At 59.3% G+C, this 24,118-nt stretch carries 19 protein-coding genes and 1 tRNA gene; 15 read left to right on the top strand and 5 right to left on the bottom strand.

The features are described from left to right. Positions 1-14: 14 nt before the first annotated feature. The gene (locus ACILSL_RS12045) at positions 15-1,430 is read right to left on the bottom strand and encodes a PLP-dependent aminotransferase family protein (RefSeq protein ID WP_395732281.1); all 1,416 of its coding nucleotides are present in this window, start codon (positions 1,428-1,430) and stop codon (positions 15-17) included. 196 nt (positions 1,431-1,626) lie between these two features. Here ACILSL_RS12045 and ACILSL_RS12040 point away from each other — a divergent pair, with 196 nt between their 5' ends. The 10 genes from ACILSL_RS12040 to ACILSL_RS11995 all read left to right on the top strand — a co-directional run bounded on the left by ACILSL_RS12040 (position 1,627) and on the right by ACILSL_RS11995 (position 13,564). Continuing rightward, positions 1,627-4,392, top strand: a complete 2,766-nt coding sequence (locus tag ACILSL_RS12040; RefSeq protein ID WP_395732280.1) for a 2-oxoglutarate dehydrogenase E1 component — start codon at positions 1,627-1,629, stop codon at positions 4,390-4,392. 36 nt (positions 4,393-4,428) lie between these two features. After that, positions 4,429-5,526 (top strand): dihydrolipoyllysine-residue succinyltransferase, encoded by a 1,098-nt coding sequence (sucB, locus tag ACILSL_RS12035; protein ID WP_395732279.1) that lies wholly within the window; start codon positions 4,429-4,431, stop codon positions 5,524-5,526. A gap of 108 nt (positions 5,527-5,634) precedes the next feature. Then, on the top strand, positions 5,635-6,501 hold the full coding sequence (locus ACILSL_RS12030) for a DUF502 domain-containing protein (RefSeq protein ID WP_395732278.1): 867 nt from the start codon (positions 5,635-5,637) through the stop codon (positions 6,499-6,501). A 4-nt stretch (positions 6,502-6,505) separates the two neighbouring features. Continuing rightward, positions 6,506-6,994, top strand: coding sequence for an 8-oxo-dGTP diphosphatase (locus tag ACILSL_RS12025; protein ID WP_395732277.1), 489 nt, complete (start codon positions 6,506-6,508; stop codon positions 6,992-6,994). Positions 6,995-7,038: 44 nt separating this feature from the next. Then, entirely contained in the window at positions 7,039-8,490 is a 1,452-nt protein-coding gene (locus ACILSL_RS12020) for a sulfatase-like hydrolase/transferase (protein ID WP_395732276.1), read from the top strand. A 233-nt stretch (positions 8,491-8,723) separates the two neighbouring features. Then, a tRNA-Gly gene (locus ACILSL_RS12015) sits at positions 8,724-8,794 on the top strand. A 45-nt stretch (positions 8,795-8,839) separates the two neighbouring features. Beyond that, positions 8,840-9,400 carry a hypothetical protein gene (locus ACILSL_RS12010; protein ID WP_395732275.1) on the top strand — a complete coding sequence of 187 codons (561 nt, stop codon included), beginning with the start codon at positions 8,840-8,842 and terminating at the stop codon, positions 9,398-9,400. 63 nt (positions 9,401-9,463) lie between these two features. After that, a complete protein-coding gene (locus ACILSL_RS12005; protein WP_395732274.1) occupies positions 9,464-10,666 on the top strand; it encodes an outer membrane beta-barrel protein in 1,203 nt (400 codons plus the stop codon). Between the two features lie 117 nt (positions 10,667-10,783). Then, the gene (locus ACILSL_RS12000; RefSeq protein ID WP_395732273.1) at positions 10,784-12,982 is read left to right on the top strand and encodes a GumC family protein; all 2,199 of its coding nucleotides are present in this window, start codon (positions 10,784-10,786) and stop codon (positions 12,980-12,982) included. Positions 12,983-13,003: 21 nt separating this feature from the next. Continuing rightward, on the top strand, positions 13,004-13,564 hold the full coding sequence (locus ACILSL_RS11995) for a polysaccharide biosynthesis/export family protein (RefSeq protein WP_395732272.1): 561 nt from the start codon (positions 13,004-13,006) through the stop codon (positions 13,562-13,564). Positions 13,565-13,671: 107 nt separating this feature from the next. Here the strand turns inward: ACILSL_RS11995 and ilvD are convergent, their stop codons facing one another. Then, entirely contained in the window at positions 13,672-15,390 is a 1,719-nt protein-coding gene (ilvD, locus tag ACILSL_RS11990) for a dihydroxy-acid dehydratase (RefSeq protein WP_395732271.1), read from the bottom strand. Positions 15,391-15,529: 139 nt separating this feature from the next. On the opposite strand from ilvD, the gene ACILSL_RS11985 reads away from it, so the two are divergent. The 3 genes from ACILSL_RS11985 (at position 15,530) to ACILSL_RS11975 (ending at position 18,722) form a co-directional block, all read left to right on the top strand. Further along, the gene (locus tag ACILSL_RS11985; protein WP_395732270.1) at positions 15,530-16,291 is read left to right on the top strand and encodes a c-type cytochrome; all 762 of its coding nucleotides are present in this window, start codon (positions 15,530-15,532) and stop codon (positions 16,289-16,291) included. A gap of 72 nt (positions 16,292-16,363) precedes the next feature. Beyond that, the gene (locus ACILSL_RS11980; protein ID WP_395732269.1) at positions 16,364-17,800 is read left to right on the top strand and encodes a UTP--glucose-1-phosphate uridylyltransferase; all 1,437 of its coding nucleotides are present in this window, start codon (positions 16,364-16,366) and stop codon (positions 17,798-17,800) included. Positions 17,801-17,846: 46 nt separating this feature from the next. After that, positions 17,847-18,722 (top strand): hypothetical protein, encoded by an 876-nt coding sequence (locus ACILSL_RS11975; RefSeq protein ID WP_395732268.1) that lies wholly within the window; start codon positions 17,847-17,849, stop codon positions 18,720-18,722. Positions 18,723-18,743: 21 nt separating this feature from the next. Here the strand turns inward: ACILSL_RS11975 and ACILSL_RS11970 are convergent, their stop codons facing one another. Continuing rightward, on the bottom strand, positions 18,744-19,610 hold the full coding sequence (locus ACILSL_RS11970) for a right-handed parallel beta-helix repeat-containing protein (RefSeq protein WP_395732267.1): 867 nt from the start codon (positions 19,608-19,610) through the stop codon (positions 18,744-18,746). Positions 19,611-19,614: 4 nt separating this feature from the next. Continuing rightward, complete coding sequence (locus tag ACILSL_RS11965; RefSeq protein ID WP_395732266.1) at positions 19,615-20,979, bottom strand: Gfo/Idh/MocA family oxidoreductase; 1,365 nt, start codon at positions 20,977-20,979, stop codon at positions 19,615-19,617. 178 nt (positions 20,980-21,157) lie between these two features. Here ACILSL_RS11965 and ACILSL_RS11960 point away from each other — a divergent pair, with 178 nt between their 5' ends. Both ACILSL_RS11960 and ACILSL_RS11955 read left to right on the top strand, forming a co-directional pair. After that, positions 21,158-21,763, top strand: coding sequence for a peroxiredoxin (locus ACILSL_RS11960; RefSeq protein ID WP_395732265.1), 606 nt, complete (start codon positions 21,158-21,160; stop codon positions 21,761-21,763). 121 nt (positions 21,764-21,884) lie between these two features. Continuing rightward, positions 21,885-23,318 carry a PhoPQ-activated protein PqaA family protein gene (locus ACILSL_RS11955; RefSeq protein ID WP_395732264.1) on the top strand — a complete coding sequence of 478 codons (1,434 nt, stop codon included), beginning with the start codon at positions 21,885-21,887 and terminating at the stop codon, positions 23,316-23,318. A 6-nt stretch (positions 23,319-23,324) separates the two neighbouring features. Here ACILSL_RS11955 and ACILSL_RS11950 read toward each other — a convergent pair whose 3' ends face one another. Next, complete coding sequence (locus tag ACILSL_RS11950; protein ID WP_395732263.1) at positions 23,325-24,083, bottom strand: GntR family transcriptional regulator; 759 nt, start codon at positions 24,081-24,083, stop codon at positions 23,325-23,327. Between the last annotated feature and the right edge of the window lie 35 nt (positions 24,084-24,118).

Here is a 24,118-nt window from a genome sequence, read left to right as displayed (position 1 = left end):
CTGCGTTCGAAGAGTTACTGAGCCTGGCGTTTGGCAAGAGTGCCGAGGGTGTGGATGGCGGCGGCGAGGCGGGGGGACCAGGGCAGGCCGCAGGAGATGCGGATGCAGTGGGTGTAGCGGGGCTCGGGGGAGAAGAGGTGGCCGGGGGCGATGCTGATGCCTTTGGCCAAGGCCCGGTCGTAGAGTTCGATGGCATCGACCTGCGGGGGCAGGGTGACCCAGAGGAGAAAGCCGCCCTGAGGGGAGGTGACGGTGGTGCCGGCGGGGAATTCCTCCAGGATGGCGCGGCGCATGCGGGTGACGTTCTCTTTATAGACGGTGCGGACACTGCGGAGCCAGCGGTCGTAGCCGCCTTCGCCGAGGAAACCGGCGATGGCGAGTTCGGGGAGGGTGGCGGTGGCGAGGGTGTGGGTGAGTTTGGCCATGCGGACGGCATGGTAGTAGCGACCGGGGACGACCCAGCCGACGCGGTAGCCGGGGGCGAGGGTCTTGGAGAAGGAGCTGCAGTAGAGGACGAGACCGGAGTCGTCGTAGGACTTGCAGGTGCGGGCGCGTTTGGGGCCGAAGGGGAGCTCGCCAAAGACGTCGTCTTCGATGAGGGGGATGTCGTGCTGTTTGAGCAGGGCGACGAGGCGGTGCTTGGTGTCGTCTGGCATGGCAGCTCCCAAGGGATTGCTGCAGGCGGGGAGGGCGATGCAGGCGTGGACGGGCTGGGTTTTCAAGACGCGCTCGAAAACATCGAGCCGCAGGCCGTGCTGGGCATCGGTAGGGATTTCGAGGGCGCGGAGGGAAAGGGTCTCGAGGACGTGGAGGATGCCGAAGTAGGTGGGGGTCTCGACGGCGACGACGTCCCCGGGCTTGGTGACGGCGCGGAAACAGAGCATGAGGCCCTCCGTGGCACCGCAGGTGGTGATGATGTCTGCGGGGGCGACGGCGGCGCCGCCTTTGAGCATGCGTTTGCTGATCTGGCGGCGGAGGAGCTCGGAGCCGGGCGGGAGATCGTACATGACGCCGCGGGCACCGGCGTGGCGGGCTTTTTCGGCGAGGATGCGGTTGAGCTTGATGGTGGGAAGGATGTCCGGGCTGGGGACGGCACCGCCGAGGGCGAGCAGATTGGAGGAGGCGACGGCGTCAAAGAGGCTGGCGTGGCGGTTGCCGAGGCTGCCGGACATGGGGACGCGGGGAGGCGAGGGGAGATCGAAGAGGGCCTGGGGCGGGGCTTTGACGAAGAAGCCGGATTTGTGCCGAGGCTCGACCAGACCGGCGGATTCGAGCTCGACAAATGCCTGGACGGCGGTGCTCATACTGACGCTGTGCTGATCGCAGATGGCGCGGAGGGAGGGGGTGCGCTCGCCGGGCCGCAAGACGCCGTCGTGGATCATCTTGGCCACGGTGTCGGCGATGTCTTTGTAGAGCGGCTGCGGGAGCATGGGGCAGAGAGAGTTTACGATGTTTTGCGGTTGTTGACGATCATTTACGGTTGTTTGGGGGGAGGAGCGTCTGATCTGAGGGGGCAGGGTGGGTAGCCTGAGCAGGGGATGGGGGGCTACCCGTAAAAATGGCTGGAAATGTTCCTTTCCGCATTTGCACTCGCAACGAATGGGAGCATTCTGATCATCCCCCCTCATGAGTGCTACATTGCCGTACCGCGCAAACGCGGATTTCCTCGAGTCCAAATACGCGGACTGGAAAAAAGATGCTGGTTCAGTCGAACCACTTTGGTCATCGTTTTTTGAAGGTTTCGAACTGGGCATGGCCCGTCTACCCACGAAAGGCTCGGAAACGGCCGGTGGTGATGCGGCCCCGCTGTCAGAGAAGACCCTCAATTTCCGCATGCGGGTTTCGAACGCGCTGCAGAGCTTCCGTGCGCTGGGCCACACCGCCGCGCATCTGGATCCGCTGGACAAGGAAGGACCGGAGGTTCCCGGTCTGACGCTGGCGGGCCTGGGGTTCACGGCTGAAGAGCTGGAAGAGGATGTGCAGACGCACCTGTTCCGCAACGGGCAGCCGATGAAGCTGAAAACGATGCTGGCGGAATTGCAGCGCAACTATTGCGGCAAGACGGGCTTTGAGTTCATGCACATTCACCACCCTGAAGTGCGTGCTTGGCTGCTGGACCGGATTGAAGGCCGTGACCTGGATGCGAAGCCTGCTGCTCAGGATCAGATCAATGCGCTGCGCTGGCTGCTGGAGGCGGAATCGTTTGAGCGCTTCCTGCACCGTCGGTTCGTGGGGCAGAAGCGTTTCTCCGTCGAAGGCGGTGAATCGATGCTGGTGGCCTTGGAGACCCTTCTCGAAGCTCTGCCAGCCGCCGGCGGCAAAGAAATCGTTCTGGGGATGGCGCATCGTGGACGTCTGAGCGTGCTGGCCAATTTCCTGCGCAAGCCGCTGGAATATCTCTTCTACGAGTTCAGCGAGAACTATGTGCCGAACATGGTCTCCGGTGATGGGGATGTGAAGTACCACTTGGGCTTTGAGACCGTGAGGCAGACCAGCAGCGGTGATTCCATCGGGGTGATGCTCGCGCCGAATCCGAGCCACCTGGAAGCCGTGGATCCCGTGGTCGAAGGCATGGCGCGTGCGCGTCAGCGTGCGCTGAACGACACCAAGGACCGCAAAAAGGTCATCCCCGTGCTCATTCATGGTGATGCCGCTTTTGCAGGACAGGGCCTCGTGGCCGAAGTGCTGAATCTTTCCCAGCTGCCCGGCTACCGCACCGGCGGTACGGTACACATCATCGTGAACAACCAGATCGGTTTCACCACGATGCCGGAAGATGCCCGCAGCTCCGACTATTGTACGGACGTGGCGAAGATGATCGAAGCGCCCGTCTTCCATGTGAACGGGGACTGCCCGCTGGAAGTGATGAATGCGACGCGACTCGCGTTTGAATTCCGCCAGACTTTTGGACGTGACGTGATCGTCGACATCGTGTGCTACCGCCGCTACGGGCACAACGAAACCGACGAGCCTGGATTTACGCAGCCGAACATGGCGCGCGCGATTGCCGAGCATCCGTCCACGGCGACGCTGTTCCGCCTGGATCTGGCAGCCACCGGTGTGCTGGATGAAGCCGGCTCCGCCGCGCTGCAGCGCGAACTGGATGACGAACTGGAGCAGGGCATCACGACCCTGGCGGATCGTGACAAGAACGCCGAGGGCGGCAATCCTTTCGAAGGCAGCATGGCGATGCCTCAGCCTGCCTATGACTACAACCCGGTGAAAACCGGGGTGGAGCTGATGACACTGAAAAACCTCGGCGAGCGTCTGCTCGAAGTGCCGGAGGAGTTCAACCTGCATCCGACGATTGCGAAACGCTTCCTTGCGGCGCGCCGGAAGGCCATTGAGGCGGGCGAAGGCATTGACTGGGCCTATGCGGAGTCGCTGGCCTTTGGCTCCCTGCTTACGGAAGGCCACGGTGTGCGCCTGAGCGGGCAGGATGTGCGGCGCGGTACTTTCAGCCAGCGCCACAGTGTGTTTTATGACACCCAGACCCGGGAGCGTCACATTCCGCTGAACAATCTGGCTGCGGAACAGGGCCGTTACTGTGTGTATAACAGCCTCCTTTCGGAAGCTGCTGTGCTTGGATTTGATTACGGCTACTCGCTGCTGACCAGCAATCTGCTGGTGTGCTGGGAGGCGCAGTTTGGCGACTTCGTGAACGGTGCGCAGGTCATCATCGACCAGTTCATCGCGAGTGCGGAAAGCAAATGGCAGCGCCCGAGCCACATCACGCTGCTGCTGCCGCATGGCTACGAAGGCCAGGGACCGGAACACTCCAGCGCAAGGCTTGAGCGCTTCCTGCAACTCTGCGCCGGTGGCAACATGCAGGTGTGCAACTTCACCACTCCCGCGCAGTACTTCCACGCGCTGCGCCGCCAGATCAAGCGCAGCACTCGCAAGCCGCTGGTCGTGATGACGCCGAAAAGCCTGCTGCGGCATCCGCGGTGTGTGTCCAAGCTGAGCGACATGGCCGAGGGCACGACCTTCAAGGAAGTGCTGGACGACGAGCATCTGCTGGCTGCGCCGGAGCGCATCACGCGCCTGATTCTGTGCAGCGGCAAGGTCTATTATGACCTGCTCGCCTTCCGCGAGGAACACAAGATCAAGAACGCCGCCATCATCCGCATCGAACAGCTTTACCCGCTGAACTACGAGATGCTGAAGGAGATCGTCGCGAAATATCCACGAGCGCAGAAGAAATGGATCTGGTGCCAGGAGGAGCCGCGCAACATGGGGGCCTTCTATTACATCCGTCCGCGTCTCGAAGAGCTCTCCAACCACAAGCTGCGCTACTCCGGCCGGGAGCGCAGTTCCAGCCCTGCCGCCGGTTCCAAAGCCATCCACACCCTCGAACAGGAAAACCTGGTCGAGTCGGCATTCAGCGTGTGATTCGTCCAGACTCAGATTTTCTACCACTACCCCGTCATGCCCTCAGACATTAAAATACCCGCACTCGGCGAATCCGTCGCCGGTGGTCAGATCGCCAAATGGCACTTCAAAGAAGGTGACCTCGTCAAGACTGGCGACGTCCTGCTCACGCTCGAGACCGACAAGGTTGCAGCTGAAGTCACCGCTGAAAGCAGTGGTGCCCTGCACATCAGCAAACAGGCCGGTGAAGATGTCGAGGTGGGTGGCGTGGTGGGTCAGATCGACGAAAATGCGAGCGCCCCTGCGGCGAAGGCTGAAGCACCGAAGCCAGCGCCAGCAGCAGCTCCCGCTGCTGCGGCCAAGGCCGAGCCGGAAAAGCCCGCGAACGTCACCGAATTCAAAGTGGTGCCCAAGCCTGAACCCGCGCCTGCGCCGGTGGCCAAGGCTGCACCGGAAGGGCGTATCACGCGCAAGAAGATGAGCCCGCTGCGCAAGAAGATTGCGGATCAGCTCGTCAGTGCGCAGCGCACGGCCGCCATTCTCACCACGTTCAACGAATGTGACATGAGCAATGTGATGGCGCTGCGTTCGAAGCTGCAGGACAGCTTTGTGGCGAAGAACGGCGTGAAGCTCGGCTTCATGAGCTTCTTCATCAAGGCGGTGGTCGAGGCCCTCAAGGCGGTTCCGCAGGTCAATGTGCGTGTCGAAGGAGACGAAATCGTGCAGAACCACTTCTTTGACATCGGTGTGGCCGTGGGAACCGAGCGCGGTCTGATCGTGCCGGTGCTGCGGGATGCGGATCAGAAGAGTTTTGCGGACCTGGAAAAGGACATCCTCGGCTATGCGGCCAAGGCCAAGGAAGGCAAGATCCAGGTCAGCGATCTGACCGGTGGTGTTTTCACCATTTCCAATGGCGGTGTTTATGGCTCCCTGCTCAGCACGCCGATCATCAATCCTCCGCAGAGTGCGATCCTTGGCATGCACAGCATCCAGCAGCGCCCGGTGGCGGTCGATGGCCAGGTGGTGATTCGCCCGATGATGTACCTCGCGCTCAGCTATGATCATCGTGTGGTCGATGGCAAGGAAGCCGTGTCGTTCTTGATTCGCATCAAGGATTGCATCGAAAACCCGGCCAGAATGCTGGTGGGGGCATAATATCTGCACTCGTGCAGATATTATTGCTGAACATAGCTCCTGCCATACGTTCTCATCTTCAGAGTGAAGTTGTTTTAAATGGCATTTGAGACCCCCAGTACGATTCCAATGTCCGAGGCGCTTGCGCCGAAAGGCTGGGGCGTGTGGTTGCGGAACAAGTTCCTTGCGGGGCTGGCTCTGGCGCTGCCGCTGATCATCACGTTTTGGATCTTGTTTTCGATCTATGACCTGTTGCACGCCTGGAGCAAGCCGGTGCTGGCGCAGGTGGTGAACCTCGTGAACGAGTTCAGTGACGAGCCGATCTTGAACATTGCGGACCCGAAGCTGGAGAGTCTCACCAATTTCATCGGCTTCCTGTTTTCGGTGCTGGCCATTGTGGGGCTTGGCTTCATGGCCACGAACGTGATCGGCGTGCACATTGTCACCGCAGTGGACAAGCTGCTGCTGCGCATTCCGCTGGTGGCGGTGATCTACCGGCCGCTCAAGCAGGTGATCGACGCCTTCCGCAGCCTCGGAGGCACGAAGCAGAATTTCAAGCGGGTCGTCTACATAGACTATCCAGTACCCGGCATGCGCATGATCGGCTTTGCCACCGGACAGTATTGTGACCCGCAAACTGGGAAGGCGATGACCTGCGTCCTGCTGCCCACGGCACCGAGTCCGATGACTGGCATTCTGCTGGTGGTGGATTCGGACAAGATCACGGATGCACCGATCACGATTGAAGAGGCGATGAAGATGATCATTTCCGGCGGACTGGTTTCGCCGCTCAATGCCGTGGCACCGCTGAATCAAAAACCGCCGGCGGCCTCTCTGCCCGAACAGCTGCCGGTGCCCGAACCTGAGTTTGAGCTGCCTGCGGGCCTGCCGCGTGCGGAGGACTTTGATGCGGGCGACACGGAGATCCTGGCGCAATCCATGGACATCAAGAGTGGAAAACGCTGGCTGCGTGCCCTGCCATGGAAGAAACGCTGAGTCCATGGTGATCACTGACTGGAAAACATGGGAGCCGGGCGTTCGTGCGACACTGATGTTCATCATTGATGAGGCAAGGCGCGAAGTTTTGCTCATTCGTAAAAAGCGCGGTCTGGGTGCCGGCAAGATCAACGGCCCCGGCGGCAAAAGGGACCCCGGTGAGACCTCGCTGCAATGTGCAGTGCGTGAAACACAGGAGGAGCTCGGAGTCACCGCACTGAATCCGGTGCATCAGGGTGAGCTTTGGTTTCAGTTCGTGGATGGTCTGTGCATGCACGTCGATGTGTTTGTGGCCACCCAGCATGAGGGTGAGGCGGTGGAAACACCGGAGGCGGTGCCGCTTTGGACCTCGCTGGATGCGCTGCCCTTTGATGAAATGTGGGCGGATGACATTCACTGGCTGGCGCAGACATTGATCGAACGCCGGCGTTTCATGGGACGGTTCACCTTTGATGACGACACCATGCTGTCGCATGAAGTGAAGTGGCTGTGATTTTTTGATTCCAGACCGGGGATGATCGTGGCTATCATGGCGGCATGAAATGTCTTTTGATCCTGTGCGGTGTTCTGGGGTTCCCACTGATTTGCCTGACCGCACCTAATGAACCGCCGAACATCGTTCTGGTGATGGCGGATGATCAAGGCTGGGGAGACATGGGCTACAACGGGCATCCACATCTCAAGACGCCGAATTTTGATGCGCTGGCGAAGGAGGGGATCCGGTTTGACCAGTTTCATGCCGCCGCACCGGTGTGCTCCCCGACGCGAGGCAGTGTGATGACGGGGCGTACCCCCAACCGGTTTGGCTGTTTTTCCTGGGGGAATGCGCTGCGTCCGCAGGAAATCACGATTGCTGAGGCGCTGAAAACCGCAGGCTATGCGACCGGGCACTTTGGCAAATGGCACCTGGGATCCGTGCAGAAGGCCAGCCCGGTCAGCCCCGGGGCGAGCGGATTCGATGAGTGGGTTTCCTCGCCCAATTTTTTTGATCTGGATCCGGTGCTCAGCGTGCAGGGCCAGGCAAAGCAGTTCAAGGGGGACAGTTCCGACATCACCGTGGATGAGGCGCTGAAGTTCATCCGGCGCTGCGGAGAAAAGAAGCAGCGCTTTCTCGCGGTGGTGTGGTTTGGCTCTCCGCATGATCCGCATCAGGCGCTGGATGCCGACCGGGCGCCGTATGCGGGGCTCCCCGAGAAGCAGCAGCATTTTTATGGAGAGATCACTGCGATGGACCGTGCCTTTGGCAGACTCAGGAAGGAATTGCGGGAGCTGGATCTGCGTGAGAACACCCTCTTGTGGTACTGCAGCGACAACGGCGCGCTGCCGAAGGTCGGGTCCACGGGAGGGCGCCGGGGATTCAAAGGGCAGATCTATGAAGGCGGACTGGCGGTGCCCGCTTTGATGGAATGGCCTGCGCTGTTTCATGAACCCAAAGTCATCACTGCCCCCTGTGTGACCTCCGACATCTATCCGACGGTGCTGGAGATCGCAGGTGTGAGCATGGAAAAGCAGCCGCCGCTGGATGGCATCGACATCATGCCGCTGCTGACGGGGGTGGAACAGAAGCGCTCGCGACCCATAGGATTCTGGGATTCAGGCAAGAAAGGAATCAGCACTCCCGCGAAAGCATGGATGGATGAATTGCTGGCTGCACAAACAAAAGGTGAAGAGCCTGCTGATCCTGCGCGCCTGCTTCCTGATGCAGCTAAAATCGGTGAACCCGTGTCACTGACTGAGTTTCCGGGGCATGCCGCCTGGCTGGACTGGCCGTGGAAACTGCACCGGATCGAAAACAAAAAAACTCATGAGGTGTCCTGGGAGCTGTACAATTTGCTCAGAGATCCAGATGAGAGCACGGTCCTGCTGGCAGAACAGCCCGAACGAGTGCCTGAAATGCAAAAAAATCTCGAAGACTGGCTGGAGAGCGTGGCGCGAAGCCTGAATGGCGAAGATTATTCGGGCGAAAAAAAGGCCGATAAGGGAAAATAGAACTCCTATCAGGGCCATTTTGCTGCCGGACACGGTGTCAGAAAAGGGTCCTTTTTAATACCTACTTGCCAGTCCCTCATTGAGTGCTAACTAGTGGGTAGGGTTGAAGAGTGATCATGCCGAAAAGCTAGGATTCCGAATTTATTAAGGATTCTAGAATTTCAAAATTTTACTCCAAATTCTAAAAAATATCTTGCGGCAGTAGGATGTTTCGTGTTACTATAACTTCAATTGCGGGTATAGCTTAGTGGTAAAGTTCCAGCCTTCCACGCTGGCCATGTGGGTTCGATTCCCACTACCCGCTCTGAGGACACGACCACATCTGTAAATTTATCTTTAACTGCCGCCTATGAAATCTGTCCCTGTTTCTCACATTGCGGGCGTTGCTATTTGCTTGTTGATGCTGGCAGTCTCGGGTGCTTCCGCTCAGTCGGCTTCGAATTGCACTGAAATCTCGAATGACGTTCGGGTCGCAGTTGAAAAAGATCCCTCCAAGGTTCTCATGATTGTGGAAGATGCGCTCGTGATCAATGAAGGCTGTGCGGCTGACATTGTGAAAACGGCGATCACTGCCTCCAAGGCTGATGCCACTCTGGCTGGTCAAATCGTTCAGACCGGCGTTTCAGTGGCTCCCAAAATGGCTGGTGTGATCAACGATGCTGCCAGTTCCGTCGTTCCTGGCCTCGCGGTTGCTGCACCGGCGGCTGAAATCGAACGCCCGATCCTGATGTCTGGCAAGAATCCCAAGAACCCCGTCGTCGTTGACAAGAACCCAGTCGTCCCAGACACGGAAGACTTCTACATTCCGACCAGCATTCGCGGAGTGTTTCTCCTGATGCCGCCTATTTCGGGCCCGCTGCCGCCGCGGACCTTCACCAATCCGGTGTCTCCTTCCAGCTCGATTCCGTGATCCTCCGAGGTCATTCAAAAGCGGCACCTTCCACTCTGATATTCGAAACAGCTCCTGACTTTCATGCGCTCCAAACTGGCAATGCTTATCCTGGCAGTCGCTGTACTCAGCCCAGCGGCACTGCATGCGCAGGGGCTCGTGGCGATCCAGAACTACTCGGCGGATTTTAGAGACGAGGAGCCGCTGACATTCTCTATCACCGGCAACACCGGCTATGATGTGCTCAAGTACAAGGTGCCTTCATCCTCGTTGAGCAACATTGATTCCTGGTACATGCAGGCAGGTGCTGGGGCGTCCTACACTCATGCGGACCAGACCACGCCTTACAGCTTCAGTCTTGAGGGCAGTGTCCTTGAATATGTAAACGGGGTGCCGGTTTACGGCAGCACCTTTTACAATGGCCGGGCGACCTTCAATTTTGAGCACGCGTTTTCAGAACGACTGAAGATCAGCAACAACTTCTATGTCACCTACGGGACCAATCCCAACAGTGCGTTTGGCTACGGTGCCACCAGCGCCTTGTGGAACGGGCAGTTTCTGTACGGCTACAACAATTTCAATGTCAGCTATGCCTGGACGCCACGGTTCTCGACCACAACGTCCTACACGTTCGACGGCATTGCCTATGAAGACTCAACGGTTGCCCTTTCGCAAGACCGTTATTCGCATCTGCTTGCCCAGCAGTTTGCGTATAAGATTGCGCAGCGGACCAGTCTGACGGCAGAGTACCGCTACCGCCTGACGGACTATACGAAGAGCGGGTTCCAAAACTACCATTCACATTTCGCCCTGGCTGAAGTCGACCATGCTTGGAGCGAGAACATGTCCACCTCAGTGCGAGCGGGTGCGGAACTTTACGAAAACGGCCGTGGGAGACAAACGAAGCCCTACGCCGAGGGTGCGCTCAACTATGCGGTGGCCAAGCAGACACAACTGCGCTGGTTTGCGATGCTGGGTTTCAACGGTGCGCTGCTGGGCAATTACAGAAGCAGCTATGGGGTGAACACCGGCGTGCAGGTGAATCATCAAGTCACCAAGCGTTTCAGCGTCAACGGCGGGGCGAGCTATGCGCATTCGGAGCTTTCAGGAGGAACCACTCCGGATCAGACGCAGGACTCGGTGTTCCTCAATGCGGGCATTGGCTATCAGCTGATGGATAACCTCAATCTGAACGCCAATTACTCATTCTCCACGCAGCTGTCGAACAACGCTCTGGTTGAATTCAATCGCAACCGAGTCTCGGTCGGAGCCACGGCCACCTTTTAGTCCCAACAGCCAAAACAGCAATCCGCCGGCGGGCAGATTCCGACTTCGCGAATCTCCCGCTGGCGGCATTTTAAGACCGCTTTCTTAACCTCTCCGAATAATCAAACCCGAGCAGTCATGAACGAGTCCGGCACCGAACTGCAAAAGCATGCGATGGACACCTGGCAGGTGGTCAAGAATCGCTTTGGGCTGATCTCGCTTTCGTTCATCCTGATCTTCGCGGCGGCAGCTGTGCTGACTTACATCATGCCGCGGAAGTATCGCGGGCATGTCGAAATGACCATTGAGCGCATCACGCAGGACATCAATGTGTTCGACCGCAACCGGAGTGACGGGCTCGCATTCACGCAGGAGTACATCAAAACGCAGTTCGAGACGATCACCAAGCCCACCACGCTTTATCCGGTGATCGAAAAACTCGATCTCACCAAAAAGTGGGAGCTGCCCACGCGTCAGGCGGCACTGGCGAGACTGCGCGCTAATCTGGACACGCAGTCGATGCTGCGCTCAGATTTTGTCACCATTGATTACTACGATCAGGACTCCCAGCTTGCGGCCGCCATCGCCAATGAAGTGGCCAAGAGCTACATGCAGCAGCGCAACAACATTGAGAGCGGCAAGAAGCAGAAGGCCCTCGACGTGCTGCAGCAGCAAATTTCGGAGCAGGAGGCTCTTCGCGGCCAGGCGCAGGTGCGTGCGCAGGAGGCCCGGCGCAAGGCTGGCATCGTGGGCGACTGGATCGTTGGCGGCGGCAGCTCGCTGAATCCCGGTGGTGAGATGCGGAGTGAAAAAGACTCCATGGTCATCTCACGTGAGCAGGCTCTCATGATCGCCGATCAGGAAATTCTGACGCTGCAGTCTGAGATCGACCAGGTGAGCAAGCTGACTCCCGAGCAACTCATTGACCAGGCTTCCGGGCTTAAACTGGAAAATCAAAACATCACCGCCATTACGTCGAAGCTGCAGGACCTCAAGGTGGCGCGTGAAGGCCTGATGAATGAAGGGCGTGGCCGCCTGCATCCGCAGGTGCTGAGTGTGGACAGTCAGATGGCTGAATATCAAAAGCTCATTCAGGGGGAAGCCAAAGCGCATGTGGCGGGCCTGCAAAACCGGCTTGATGCAGCAAGGAAGAAGCGGGAATCCCTCAAGCTTTACAACGAGGACGCCAAGCAGGAACTGCAGAACATGTCGTCTCTTTACACCGAGTACAAGACGGCCAAGGACGAGGTCACCTACCTGGAAGATTTGCTGGTGAAAATGCGCTCGCGCTTCTTCGAGGAAAAGGCCGGCATCGAGCTCGTGAAATCGCCGGCCACGATTTATTCGGAAGCAGAGCCGGAAGGAAAGCCTGCCAAGCCCAACGTGCCGCTGCATCTCGCGCTGGGTGGTGTGCTGGGGCTCATGTTTGGTCTGGGCCTCGCCTTCTTCCTGGAATACATGGACACGACGGTGAAAAGCCTCGATGACGTGGAGCGCTATCTCGGTGTGCCTGTCCTGGCGGTGGTGCCCAAGGATGTCGGAGTATTGCATCGCTCCAGTGGTTTCAATCCTGATGCCGAAGCGTACCGCATTCTGCGCACGAACATCGAATTCAACCGCAAAACGCCTGACGCCAACTGCCTCAGTGTGGTCAGCGGCGGAGCAGGGGAGGGGAAATCCACCACGATGGTGAATCTTGCATATGTCTGTGCGCAGGGGGGCTACAACGTGCTGCTGATCGATGCCGATTTGCGCCGTCCCAGCCTGCACACGCATTTCGATGTGAACCATGCCACGGGCCTGACCAATTACCTCACCACCGACATCCGGCTGGAAGATGTGGTGCTGCGCACGCCGGTGGAAAATCTCTTCTTCCTTCCCAGCGGCCTGCTGCCGGCGGACAGCGCGGGATTGCTGAATTCCCAGCGCATGGTGGATCTGATCACCGAAGTGAAAAGCCGCTTTGACCTCGTCCTGATCGACTCACCGCCGATCCTTGGAGTCAGCGATGCGTCGGTGCTCGCCAATCTGGCGGACATGACGATGATCGTGGTGCAGCACCGCAAACTGCCGCGCCACATGCTCATGCGCGTGAAGCAGAGCGTGGAAAATGTCGGCGGCAAGGTGGTGGGGGTGGTCCTCAACAACGTGGATCTGCGCAGCGATGCGCAATACCAGTACTACACCAGCTACTACACCTACTACTCGCCGACGAATTCGCCCAACGGCGCATCGGGAGGAAAGACCCGCCGTCGCAAGATCAAAGCTGAAACGACCGCCACCGCACTGGGCGGCTCCCCGTCAGTGTCACGACTGGATGGTGACGATGTCTTTTAATTTCACTTCAAAACGCACTGCATGAAAACACGCATTCTCTCCTGCCTCTTCGCTGTCTGCGCCCTGGCAACAGCGCAGGCCCAGAACGGTGAAATCGCCCTGCACCCGAACAACCGTATCACGATCTCCATCGGGGGCATCCCTGACAATGAAGTGCCGCAGATCAGCAAGGTGTACACGATCAGTGACAGCGGCACGATCAACCTTCTCCACATTGGAGAGGTGCGCGCCGCCGGCCTCAAGCCCTCCACCCTGCAACGCACCATTGAGCAGACCTACATCGCACGTGAAATTTACACCCGGCCGACGGTGACGGTGACCACCAATGACAGTGCCACCACAGCCCAGATGATCTATGTCGTGGGCGGCATCAAGGGTAACGGAACGGTGCCGTACACTTCCAGCATGACCATTTTGAAGGCCATTTCCGCCGCCGGTGGCTTTTCACCCTTTGCCAAGCCCAGCAAGACGAAGCTGATCCGCAATGGTGTGACCACCGAGATCAATCTCAAGGACATCAGCGCAGACCCTTCGCGCGACATCAAGCTTCAGCCTGATGATCAGATCATCGTGCCGGATTGAGGAAGCGAAGGTTGTTTGGTAGAGAGGGATCGACTTGACCCCTCCGTGTGCCACCAGTTCCAAAAGGGGATCAAGATGATCCCCCTCCTACGAGTGGCACTAATCCATTAGAGTCCGAGGTCCGTCACTGCACCCTGGCTGGCGTTGCTGGTGAGCTTGGCGTACTTGGCGAGGACACCGTGGGTGTAGCGCGGCTTGGGCTGCTTCCATTTGGCGAGGCGGGCCTTCAGCTCCTTGGCGGGGATGCCGAGGGTGATGGCGCGTTTTTCGGCGTCGATGGTGATGGGGTCGCCATTCTTGATGACAGCGATGGGACCGCCCACGAAAGCTTCTGGAGTGACGTGGCCGACGACGAAACCGTGGCTGCCGCCGCTGAAGCGGCCGTCGGTGATGAAGGCGACGTCCTTGCCGAGGCCCTTGCCCATGATGGCGGAGGTGGGGGAGAGCATTTCACGCATGCCGGGGCCGCCTTTCGGGCCTTCCATGCGGACGACGATGACATGGCCTTTCTTGACCTTGTCATTGAGGATGGCCTGCAGCGCTGTCTCTTCGGACTCGAAGACGATGGCCTTGCCTTCAAACTTGAGGCCTTCCTTGCCGGAGATCTTGCCGACGGCGCCTTCGGGGCAAAGGTTGCCTTTGAAGATGACGAGGTGGCTGTCCTTCTTGAGGGGATTGCTGAGCGGGCTGACAATCTTCTGATCCTTGGGCCAGACGATCTTGGAGTTCTTCATGTTCTCCTTCATGGTCTTGCCGGTGACGGTGAGGCAGTCGCCGTGCATGAGGCCTTCGTTGACCAGGATGCGGATGAGCGGGACGGTGCCGCCGATCTTGACGAGGTCGTTCATGAAGTACTTGCCGCTGGGCTTGAGGTCTGCCAGCACGGGGGTCTTTTTGCCGAGGCGGACGAAGTCCTCGATGCCGAGCTTCACGCCGGCGCTGTGGGCCATGGCGATGAGGTGGAGAACGGCGTTGGTGGAGCCGCCGAGGGTGATGATGAGGGTGATGGCGTTTTCGAAGGCCTCCTTCGTCATGATGTCGCGGGGGGTGATGCCCTTCTTGATCATGTTCATGACGGCGGCGCCGGCGTCGAAGCAGTCGATGAGCTTTTCATTGCCGACGGCGGACTGGGCGCCGGAGTTCGGAAGGCTCATGCCGAGGGCCTCGATCGCGCTGGCCATGGTGTTGGCGGTGTACATGCCGCCGCAGGAGCCTTCGCCGGGGATCGCGTGCTCCTCGATGTCCACCAGATCCTTGTCATTGATGAGGCAGTTGGCGTGCTTGCCGACGGCTTCGAAGACGGTGACGATGTCTGCGTCCTTTTTCTCAGGGCCGACGCAGCCGGGAAGGATGGTGCCGCCGTAAACGAAGACGCTGGGGCGGTTCAGGCGGGCCATGGCCATGAGGCAGCCGGGCATGTTCTTGTCGCAACCACCGATGGCGACGAAGCCGTCCATGCCTTCGCAGCCGACGACGGTTTCGATGGAGTCTGCGATGACTTCGCGGGAGACGAGGGAGTATTTCATCCCTTCGGTGCCCATGGAGATACCATCCGAGATGGTGATGGTGTTGAAGATGATGCTCTTGCCACCGGCGGCGTCCGCACCTTTGGCGGCTTCCCTGGCCAGGCGGTCGATGTGCATGTTGCACGGGGTGACCATGCTCCAGAGGGAGGCGATGCCGATCTGGGATTTCTTGAAGTCATCCCGCTTGAAGCCGACGGCGTGCAGCATGGCGCGGCTGGCGGCGCGGTCCACCCCATCGACAACGATGGCGCTGTGTTTGCGGTGGAGGTCGGACTTGGCGGCGGAGGCTTTCTTGGGCATGGTCAGTGGATGGATTTGGAGCGGTCAAAATGGCAGGCATGATCCGTCACGCAAGCTGCCTTTGAAGCAGCACAGGCGCAGGCTTTGGCAATTACGGCGTGGTTTCTGGCGTTCAAAGAGCGATAAGAACGGTGTGAACATGTATTTCCGATGCACCTTTGTTTTCCTGGCCCTGACAGCCGCGCTGACAGCGGCAGATCAGGCCGCGCCTCTGGACTTCAACCTCTACATGGAAGGGAAGTATGTGTATGAGCGCAACTGCATCGTGTGCCATGGGCAGAGGGGGGATGGAAACGGGGAGCTGAGCCCGACGCTGAAACCGAAGCCGAGGTCGTTTCGGGAGGGGATGTTTAAATTTCGGTCCACACCGTATGGCATGCTGCCGACGGACGAGGATCTGCGCCGGACCATCACGCATGGGCTGAGTGGGACGGCGATGGGGGCCTTCACCTATCTGCCGGCGGAGGATCTGGATGCGGTGATTGTTTACCTGAAGTCGTTCTCACGCCGCTGGAAGAAGGCGGAGAATCATGCGCCTGCGATGAAGTTTCCGGCGCAACCGGAGTGGTTCAAAGCGGGGGACGTGATCAAGATGCATGAGGAGGCCGGGAAGAAGCTCTTTGCGGCGAACTGCATGGCCTGCCATGGCGAAAAGGCGGATGGCAAGGGGCCTGCGGCCATCGCTTTGAAGGACATCTGGGGCATCCAGGCGGCTCCGGCGGACCTGCGGCAGCCGCATCTAAGATGCGGTGATACGCCGGCAGACATGTTTCGCGTGCTGGCCACGGGATTGAACGGGACACCCATGGTGAGCTTTGAGGCGACACTGACGGAGGCGCAGCGCTGGGACATCATCGCTTACATCTTGAGTGTGCGGCTGCCATCGGTGCCGGTGCTGTGAGCGGGCTGGCTGCGTGATGTCTTATCAATATGCATTTGCCTCCTCAGGCTGATCCTTTAGCCTTGGGGTTGCATGAGCCAATCCTCCCGTACTCCTGAAAATATTGAAACGTCCTTTGCCCCATTTCGGCAGAAAATGGAGGCCGAAGGGCTGAGTGAGTCTGCCATTCGTGCGTTTCGCGGCAGCTATGCGGCGCTGCTGGCGGGTGAGACGGGGATGATTCCTGAGAACACGATTTCGCCTGCGCGGGATCTGCCATGTGCGGATGCGCTGACGACCCCGGCGGGGGAGCGTGCGGCGGCATTGCTCAAGCAGACGGTGATCATCAAGCTGAACGGGGGGCTCGGCACGGGCATGGGGCTGGAGAAGGCGAAATCGCTGCTGCCGGTGCGCGGGCAGGACACGTTTCTCGATTTGATCGCGCGGCAGATTTTGCTGCTGCGCTCACAGACGGGCGGCGAGGTGCCGATGTTCATGCTGATGAACAGTTTTAGCACATCGGCGGATACGGCGGGGCATCTGGCGAAACGCTTTCCACAACTGGGCGGCACCGAAACATGGGAGCTGATGCAGAACAAGGTGCCGAAGGTGCTGGCGACTACGCTGGAGCCTGCGACTGCGCCAGGCAGCCCGGATCAGGAATGGTGCCCGCCAGGCCATGGGGACATCTATGCGTGCCTGGCTGGATCGGGCTGGCTGGAGCGTCTGCTCAGCAATGGGGTGAGGTATGCGTTCGTGTCGAATTCGGACAATCTGGGAGCCACGCTGGACCCGGCGATTCTCGCGTGGTTTGTGGAGAGCGGCATGCCGTTTGCGATGGAGGTGACGCGTCGTACGGAGTCGGACAAGAAGGGCGGGCATCTGGCGGTACGATTGAGCGACGGGCGCTTTCTCCTGCGCGAATCGGCGCAGTGTCCGAAGGAAGACGAGGGGCACTTTCAAAACATTGACCAGCATCGTTATTTCAACACGAACAACCTGTGGATTGATCTGCAGGCGCTGAAGTCTGCGCTGCAGGCGAATGACGGGCTGATCCCGCTGCCGCCGATCATGAACAAGAAGACGGTGGATCCACGCGATGCGACTTCGCCGGCTGTGGTGCAACTGGAGACGGCGATGGGAGCTGCCATCGAGTGCTTTGCCGGGGCGGGTGCGATTGAGGTTTCAAGGGTGCGGTTTGCGCCGGTGAAGACCACGAGTGATCTGCTGGCGGTGCGCTCGGATGCTTACGAATTGACGGAGGATTTTTGTCTGAGGCTGCACCCGAGTCGGAATGGGCAGCCGCCGCACCTGCATCTGGACCAGAAGCTGTGCAAGCTGGTGGACGGACTGGAGCACAATTTTCCGCATACGCCGAGCCTGCTGCACTGCCGCAGCCTGCTGGTGCATGGCCCGGTGGAATGCGGCGCGGGTGTTGTCTTCAAAGGGGATGCAGTGATTCATAATCATACGCAGGCACCTGTGAAACTGAGGGCCGGGGTGCATGAGGGGCCGATCAGCATCGGGTGATGAACTGATGATTTACGATTTATGATTCATGATTTGAGATAGGGGGATGAAACTCTTCCTGGCGATATTCGGTTTGCTTTGTGGCGGTCTTTGCGCGGCGGATGTGGCTGCGCTGCAGAAGCTGGGGGCAAAGGTGACGGAGGCGGGAGGAGTGGTGACGCAGGTACAGGTGAAGTGTGATGCGTTTACAGCGGATGATTTCCGCACGCTGGGAAGTGTTACGACGATCAAAAATCTCACGATCAGCGGGAAGACGATCACGGATGAAACGATGGCGTTGCTGACGGGTCTGGTGGAACTGGAGCAGCTCAGCACGGATGGCATCCAGCTCACGGATGCGGGCTACAAGCACTTTGCGGCGTTTCAGAAGCTCAAGTCGCTGGCGTTTTTCCATCCGGCTTTTCGTTCGAAGGATTTCACGGGCAGCGGGCTCGTGAGCCTCAAGGCCTTGCCGAAGCTGGAGAGGCTCACTTTTGCGGGATCGACTGCGGGCGATGTGGCGATGGAGTCCATTGGACAGCTCACGCAGCTCAAGGAATTTCGCACCTGGCACACGGCGCAGACGCAGGCTGGGAATGCGCATCTGCTGAAGCTGACAAATCTGACTGCGCTGCGCATCGGACAGCGGCTGCCGGAGTGGGGCAAGGATTCGCCGGTGAGTTTTGATGAATCGACGATGGCGGTGGTCGCACAGATCAAGACGCTGGAGTCGATGGAGCTTACCGAGGCAAGACTCAGCGCGAAGATCATCCCTCAGCTTCAGGCATTGTCGAAACTGACCAAGCTGAAGATCGAGACGGTGGATATTTCTGCCGCTGATGTGGAGGCGATCAAGGCCGCGCTGCCGAAGTGCAAAATCGACTGGAAGCCGATGAGTGATGCTGAGAAGGAAGCGACGCTGGTGAAGAAGCTGAGGCTGTGAGTGAGAGCGGGGCGGCCCACTTCACTGTTTCCGCCACTCGTTGTCTGATTGCTCCACCTGGGTGTTATCGCGGGCCTCAATGTCTTTTGACTGATGATGAATAAGGCAGTGGGTGACGCGGTGGGATTTTCCCTCGAAGAAGAAACCGGCGCCGAGGTTGTGATGAACTTCGCAGCGGGTGTAGGTGGTGACGCAGTCATTCACATCGGCGACGCCGCCGGCGGAGGAGCCGTTCCAGGCGATCTCTGAATCGAAGACATCCATCTGCACGGTTTCGTGGGCGCTGATGCCTTCGTCGCCATTGGAGAAGGCTTTGACGTTTTCGAGACGGATGCCGATGCGGTTCCCGTGAATGTTGAAGCCGTCGTTGGCGGCATGCAGGGCGGTGATGTTTTTCACCGTGAGGTAAGAGCAGGCGATGTTCACACAGCTCGCCAGCCCGACAGGTGGCAGGTAGATTTTGGCTGAGCCGGGAGTCTTGCCGGCAGGCCAGCGGAAGTAGATGGAGCCATCGGTTTTGAAGCCCATCTGCCCGGGTTGCAGCGCTTCGGGCGCCATAAAAATGACCTTGCCTTTCTCTCCGCTTTTTTGCTCGGCGGCGCGGTCGCGCATGATACGGATGGGGGCTTCCTCGATGAAGAGGGCGGCGCGCTGGACATCCTCCACTGCGGGATGTTTTTCAAAGGGGCCGCGTGAGGTCCAGACATCGCCCTGCTTTTCCCAGTCGTGTGCGGTCACATCGATGCCGAGGTCGATGATCATGCCCTTGCCGTCGAACACGGCGGGCGAGCCGGGAGTGCCGCCGTCTTTCAGCGTGAGCGGGGTGCGGCGGATTTCCTGGGCGTGGGTGGCGAGGGCCAGGGCGAGAAAGAGGGAGAGGCGGCACATGGTTTTATGCTTTCCAAAGATCTTCGCCGTAGCTCCAGCCATCGCGCACGGGCTCCTTGATCCACGCATCGAATTCGGGTGCGCCTTTGACCTTCATGTTTGCGGCATCCCATTCGATGGTTTTGCCGGAGCGGATGGCCATCACGCCGGTGTTGACGAGTTCGGTCAGCGGGCAGGCGTAGTCGAAGTGGGAGCCTGCGTGCGGGATGGTGCCGCGGATGGCGGCGAAGAGCTCGCCGATGGGTTCCCCAGCGACGGAGCGCGGCAAGGGCTTGCGGCGGAGGATGTCGATGAGGGGCGTCATGCGTTCGCGGGGCCAGAGCTGCGGGCTCTGCACGCGCATGCCTTCGGAGAAGAGCGTCTCCTTGCTGCCCTTCATGATCATGCCATTGTCGGGAAGACCTTTGGTCATGCCTGGCAGGGCATCAGGAAGCAGGCCGCCTTCATACCAGTGAAGCTGCACGGGTGGGAGCGTGCCGCGTGCGGCGAAGTGGAAGATGATGTGTGATTTGGGGGCGGTGTAGCCTTTGAACTCGCCAGGCTGCTGCTCGACGACTTCGACTTTCTCAGGCATGCCGAGCTGCAGGGTCCAGAAGGGAGCATCGAGGCAATGGCAGCCGATGTCGCCGAGACCACCGCAGCCGTAGTTCCACCAGCCGCGCCAGAATTGCGGGAGGTACAGCGAGTTGTACTCAGCCTCGGCCACCGGTCCCTGCCACAGCTTCCAGTCCACGTCTTTGGGCACGGGTTCGCCAGCAGGTGTCTGGGTCGGGAACTTCGGCAAAAAGCCGACCTTGCTCACAGGGCGTTCGGTCCAGCAGTGGACTTCGCGCACTTCGCCGAGCACACCGGCTTCGAACCACTCTTTGACGAGGCGAATGCCTTCCCAGCAGTGGCCCTGATTTCCCATGACGGTTTGCACGCCGTATTTTTTCGCGGCCTTTTGCAGGGTGCGCACCTGCCAGATGTTGTGAGCGAGGGGCTTCTGCACAAAGACGTGTTTCTTTGCCTCCATGGCGGCCATGGCTGCGGCGAAATGGGTGTGGTCCGGGGTGGAGATGAGGACGGCATCGATGTCTGCGCCTTTCTTGTCGAGCATCTCGCGGAAGTCGGTGAACTTGGGGACGTTCGGATATTTCTTGGCTTGTTCAAAGGCGCTGCGGCCGCCGAGGTCGCGCCAGTCCACATCGCAGAAGGCCACGATCTCTTCATCACGGGAGGCCTGCACCGCGCCCCCACCCATCTGACCGATGCCGACGCAGGCCACGCGGATTTTCTGCTTCGTGTCAGCGGCACGCAGAATGTTGGGCCCGGCGAGGACACCCAGGGCGGCAGTCTTGAGGAAATGGCGGCGGGGAAATGTAGACATCACCTTTTAACGGCGATACGCCTGTCAGATTGCATCGAACTGTGACAACCATTGTTCAGCGGTGAAGCTTCTGCCCCCCTTCTTCCGCCTTAGCGTTTGACCGGCGAACGATTGCGCGTCAACAGTCGGGCTCCCGGGCGCTTTTTGAACCGCCTTTACCCCCAAAACTCGCATACTCATGGAAACAACTCTCGTCTCTGTCGGCTCCAACGTTCCCGATTTCGAAATGGAAACTTACGAGCCTTCGCATGGTGACTTCGGCAAGGTTTCCCTCGCCGACATCAAGAAAGCTGGCAAGTGGACTGTCCTGGTGTTTTACCCGGCTGACTTCACCTTCGTCTGCCCCACCGAACTGGCGGATCTCGCCGATCAGCAGGACAAGCTGGCCGCACTGGGCGCGCACGTGGTCGCGGTGTCCACGGACACGAAGTTTGCCCACATGGTGTGGCGCAACACGGAAGGCCTGATGAAGAACGTGAAGTACACGCTGGCTGCAGACACCACCGGTGCCGTGAGCCGTCTCTTCGGCGTTTATGACAGCGCCACCGGCCTGGCTCTGCGCGGCACCTTCATCATCAATCCTGAAGGCAAGCTGGTCACCTCCGAGGTGAACTTCTACAACGTGGGCCGTGATGCTGGCGAACTCGTCCGCAAGATGGAGGCGAATGTGCACCTGATGGCGAACCCGAGCGAAGCCTGCCCTGCCAAGTGGACTCCCGGCTCCAAGACGCTGACGCCCGGCAAAGATCTTGTGGGCAATGTGGCTGCGGCGATGGCTTCTTAATTGATCGATCTGATTTGTCACACAGCCTTGCGGATGCTTGTCCGCAAGGCTGTTTTATTTTCAGGGCTCCTTTGCACATCAAGTATGGCAGAAGTGTGCTCCGAGGTGCGTTGTGTGAGGCATGAAATTCGCCGCGCTGTTCTCCGTCTTTTTGTTTTCCGCCGTTTCCGTCCGTGCTGACATCACGATTGGGAAGTTTGACATGGCATCCATTCGCGACACCAAGACGCTGGAAACGAAGGTCATCGAAGACTGGCATGCGAATCCCAAAGACGCCGCGATTCGTCAGAAGATTGTGGAGATCACGGTGTGCGAATGGTGGCCCGGGATGAAGGTGCGGCTGCCGGTGACTTTCCTCGCGCCGGCGACGGGTGTCTGCACGAACGTGGTCATCGAAAACACCGGATTGCAACTGAAGCCTGCGACTGCGTCCGGTGCGAAACTGCGTCTGCTGAAAGAGCAGGGAGTCGGACTGGTTTTCATCGGCATGGTGCCGATCGATGCGATGGAGCCGGTGGGAAAACTCCACCTCATGATGGAGGAGCATTTCATCCAGACGAAGGACACGCGCTATACGCCGGCGTGGATCTGGGGCATCAGCGACATGAGGGCCCTGACCGCGGCTGTTGCTGAAAAGGAGGTGTTTCAGCCGAAGAAGGTGCTGGCCACCGGGGGCTCAAAGCGTGGGGTGGCCACCGCAGCGGCGGGCATTGCGGATGATCGCGTGACGGCCATCATGCCGGTTGTTGCGCCGGTGATCGAAAGCCCCGGGGGGCCCTATGTGGAAGGCATGCTGTCTCCGGAGATCACGAAGATGAACGAGGAGTTTATCGCGAAGATGGCCGACCCTGTGGGCCGCGAAAAGCTGCTCGTGCGTCAGAAAGCACGCTCGGACGAACGCATCACCGTGAAAATGGTGCGTGATGCCGGGTGGAGTGATGCTGAGATGAAAACGGCCTGCAACGACGCCTGGGAGGCCTGCCGCACGACGAACTACCTCGATGTGCTGAAGCAGCGTGGCACCGAAATTTTCTACAACCAGGGTTCCAATGACAATGTGAGTCCCGGTCTTGTCGAGATGGGCCGCCTCTTCCCGCAAGTGCCTGTGTACATTGTGCCCGGGGGCCAGCATGGTGGGGCAAAAGAGGCGGGTTTTGTGAAGTCCGTCGGGGGGCTGCCTGAAGTGGATGAAAATCTCCGTGCCTTTGCGCTTCATCACTTTTTTGGGACACGTCACATGGTGGCGCCACCACAGGTCACCACCAAGTGGGACAAGGCAGCGCACCGGCTCGCGGTGAAGGTTGTTTTTCCCGATCATAGCGAGCCGCAGGAAAACACAGTGTGGTGGTCTGTGAACCGCCACCCCGACTACTCCATCGCCATGGAGTTTGATGAGTGGTCTTCAGCGCCGCTGGAAAAGACGGGTGCAGATACTTACAGCGGGGAAGTCTCCATCACAGGTGACGTGAAGACACTCGATGTCATCACGGTGCATGTGCAGGAGGAAAACGGTTCCACGCTGACGGTGTCGAGCCCTGAATTCCGCCTGGAGTAAGATGCGTCAGCGCATGCGGCCCCGCGCGGGTTTGGGGCCTGAGACGCCACCGAGCTGGTTGCGGAATTCGTACGCATCGCTGCGGTAGAGCGTCTCTTCATGCCAGAGGGGGGCGCCGCCTTCGAGAAAGCCGGTGGCGACGACCAGCAGGCAGGCGGTGTTGGGCGGGATGCCGAGCGCAGCGGCCTGGGTGGCTGAGGCATTCACGGCGCGGATGGATTCATCTGCACCGGAGATGGCCAGATGGCACTTGGTCGTCCAGTAGCCGTAGAGCGAGCCTTTGGCATCGGCTTTGGTCATGGCGGTGCAAAAACGTGCCACGACGTGCCTGCGCTCGTAGATGACGGGTTGTCCATCTGCTAGGCGAAGACGCTCAAGAAAGAGCAGTGGTTCATCGGGTGAAGCATGCAGGGCTTGAGCCACGGCTGCGGGAGCATCGGCGGCAGAGAGTTTTTGCAGGGCCATAACTTGCGTGCCAGGCTTCTTCCCGGCGGCTTTGGCTTTTTCAGTGAAGCTGACGAGATGCTGCAGATCGTAGTCCAGCACGCTCCCGCGCACGAAGGTTCCCGCACCCTGGCGGAATTCCAGCAGGCCGGTGGAAACGAGGCTGCTGAGCGCCTTGTTGGCCGTGGGACGACTGGTGTCGAAGCGTTCGGCGATCTCGCGCTCAGTCAGAAACTTGGCCCCGGACACGAACTGGCGGCTGCGGAGGAGCTTCCGCAGTTTTTCGATCAGTTGTTCATGGAAGGAGGCTGTTTTGGCCACTCGGTGAGTTTGCGGAAAAATCGGGTTTTGACAAG

The organism is Prosthecobacter sp. (assembly GCF_044222345.1).
In the GTDB taxonomy this organism is placed as follows: Bacteria; Verrucomicrobiota; Verrucomicrobiia; order Verrucomicrobiales; family Verrucomicrobiaceae; genus Prosthecobacter.
The sequence above is the reverse complement of the archived record's forward strand: the minus strand, read 5'-3'. Positions and strand labels throughout refer to the sequence as shown.

What these genes read in the sequence shown, in the direction of transcription:
- ACILSL_RS11955 (WP_395732264.1), top strand. Translation starts at nt 21,885, where the DNA reads ATGAAATTCGCCGCGCTGTTCTCCGTCTTTTTGTTTTCCGCCGTTTCC.
- ACILSL_RS11995 (WP_395732272.1), top strand. Translation starts at nt 13,004, where the DNA reads ATGAAAACACGCATTCTCTCCTGCCTCTTCGCTGTCTGCGCCCTGGCA.
- sucB (WP_395732279.1), top strand. Translation starts at nt 4,429, where the DNA reads ATGCCCTCAGACATTAAAATACCCGCACTCGGCGAATCCGTCGCCGGT.
- ACILSL_RS11975 (WP_395732268.1), top strand. Translation starts at nt 17,847, where the DNA reads ATGAAACTCTTCCTGGCGATATTCGGTTTGCTTTGTGGCGGTCTTTGC.
- ACILSL_RS12020 (WP_395732276.1), top strand. Translation starts at nt 7,039, where the DNA reads ATGAAATGTCTTTTGATCCTGTGCGGTGTTCTGGGGTTCCCACTGATT.
- ACILSL_RS12045 (WP_395732281.1), bottom strand. Translation starts at nt 1,430, where the DNA reads ATGCTCCCGCAGCCGCTCTACAAAGACATCGCCGACACCGTGGCCAAG.
- ACILSL_RS12005 (WP_395732274.1), top strand. Translation starts at nt 9,464, where the DNA reads ATGCGCTCCAAACTGGCAATGCTTATCCTGGCAGTCGCTGTACTCAGC.
- ACILSL_RS12025 (WP_395732277.1), top strand. Translation starts at nt 6,506, where the DNA reads ATGGTGATCACTGACTGGAAAACATGGGAGCCGGGCGTTCGTGCGACA.
- ACILSL_RS11960 (WP_395732265.1), top strand. Translation starts at nt 21,158, where the DNA reads ATGGAAACAACTCTCGTCTCTGTCGGCTCCAACGTTCCCGATTTCGAA.
- ACILSL_RS11970 (WP_395732267.1), bottom strand. Translation starts at nt 19,610, where the DNA reads ATGTGCCGCCTCTCCCTCTTTCTCGCCCTGGCCCTCGCCACCCACGCC.
- ACILSL_RS12030 (WP_395732278.1), top strand. Translation starts at nt 5,635, where the DNA reads ATGTCCGAGGCGCTTGCGCCGAAAGGCTGGGGCGTGTGGTTGCGGAAC.
- ACILSL_RS11985 (WP_395732270.1), top strand. Translation starts at nt 15,530, where the DNA reads ATGTATTTCCGATGCACCTTTGTTTTCCTGGCCCTGACAGCCGCGCTG.
- ACILSL_RS12000 (WP_395732273.1), top strand. Translation starts at nt 10,784, where the DNA reads ATGAACGAGTCCGGCACCGAACTGCAAAAGCATGCGATGGACACCTGG.
- ACILSL_RS12040 (WP_395732280.1), top strand. Translation starts at nt 1,627, where the DNA reads ATGAGTGCTACATTGCCGTACCGCGCAAACGCGGATTTCCTCGAGTCC.
- ACILSL_RS12010 (WP_395732275.1), top strand. Translation starts at nt 8,840, where the DNA reads ATGAAATCTGTCCCTGTTTCTCACATTGCGGGCGTTGCTATTTGCTTG.
- ACILSL_RS11965 (WP_395732266.1), bottom strand. Translation starts at nt 20,979, where the DNA reads ATGTCTACATTTCCCCGCCGCCATTTCCTCAAGACTGCCGCCCTGGGT.
- ilvD (WP_395732271.1), bottom strand. Translation starts at nt 15,390, where the DNA reads ATGCCCAAGAAAGCCTCCGCCGCCAAGTCCGACCTCCACCGCAAACAC.
- ACILSL_RS11980 (WP_395732269.1), top strand. Translation starts at nt 16,364, where the DNA reads ATGAGCCAATCCTCCCGTACTCCTGAAAATATTGAAACGTCCTTTGCC.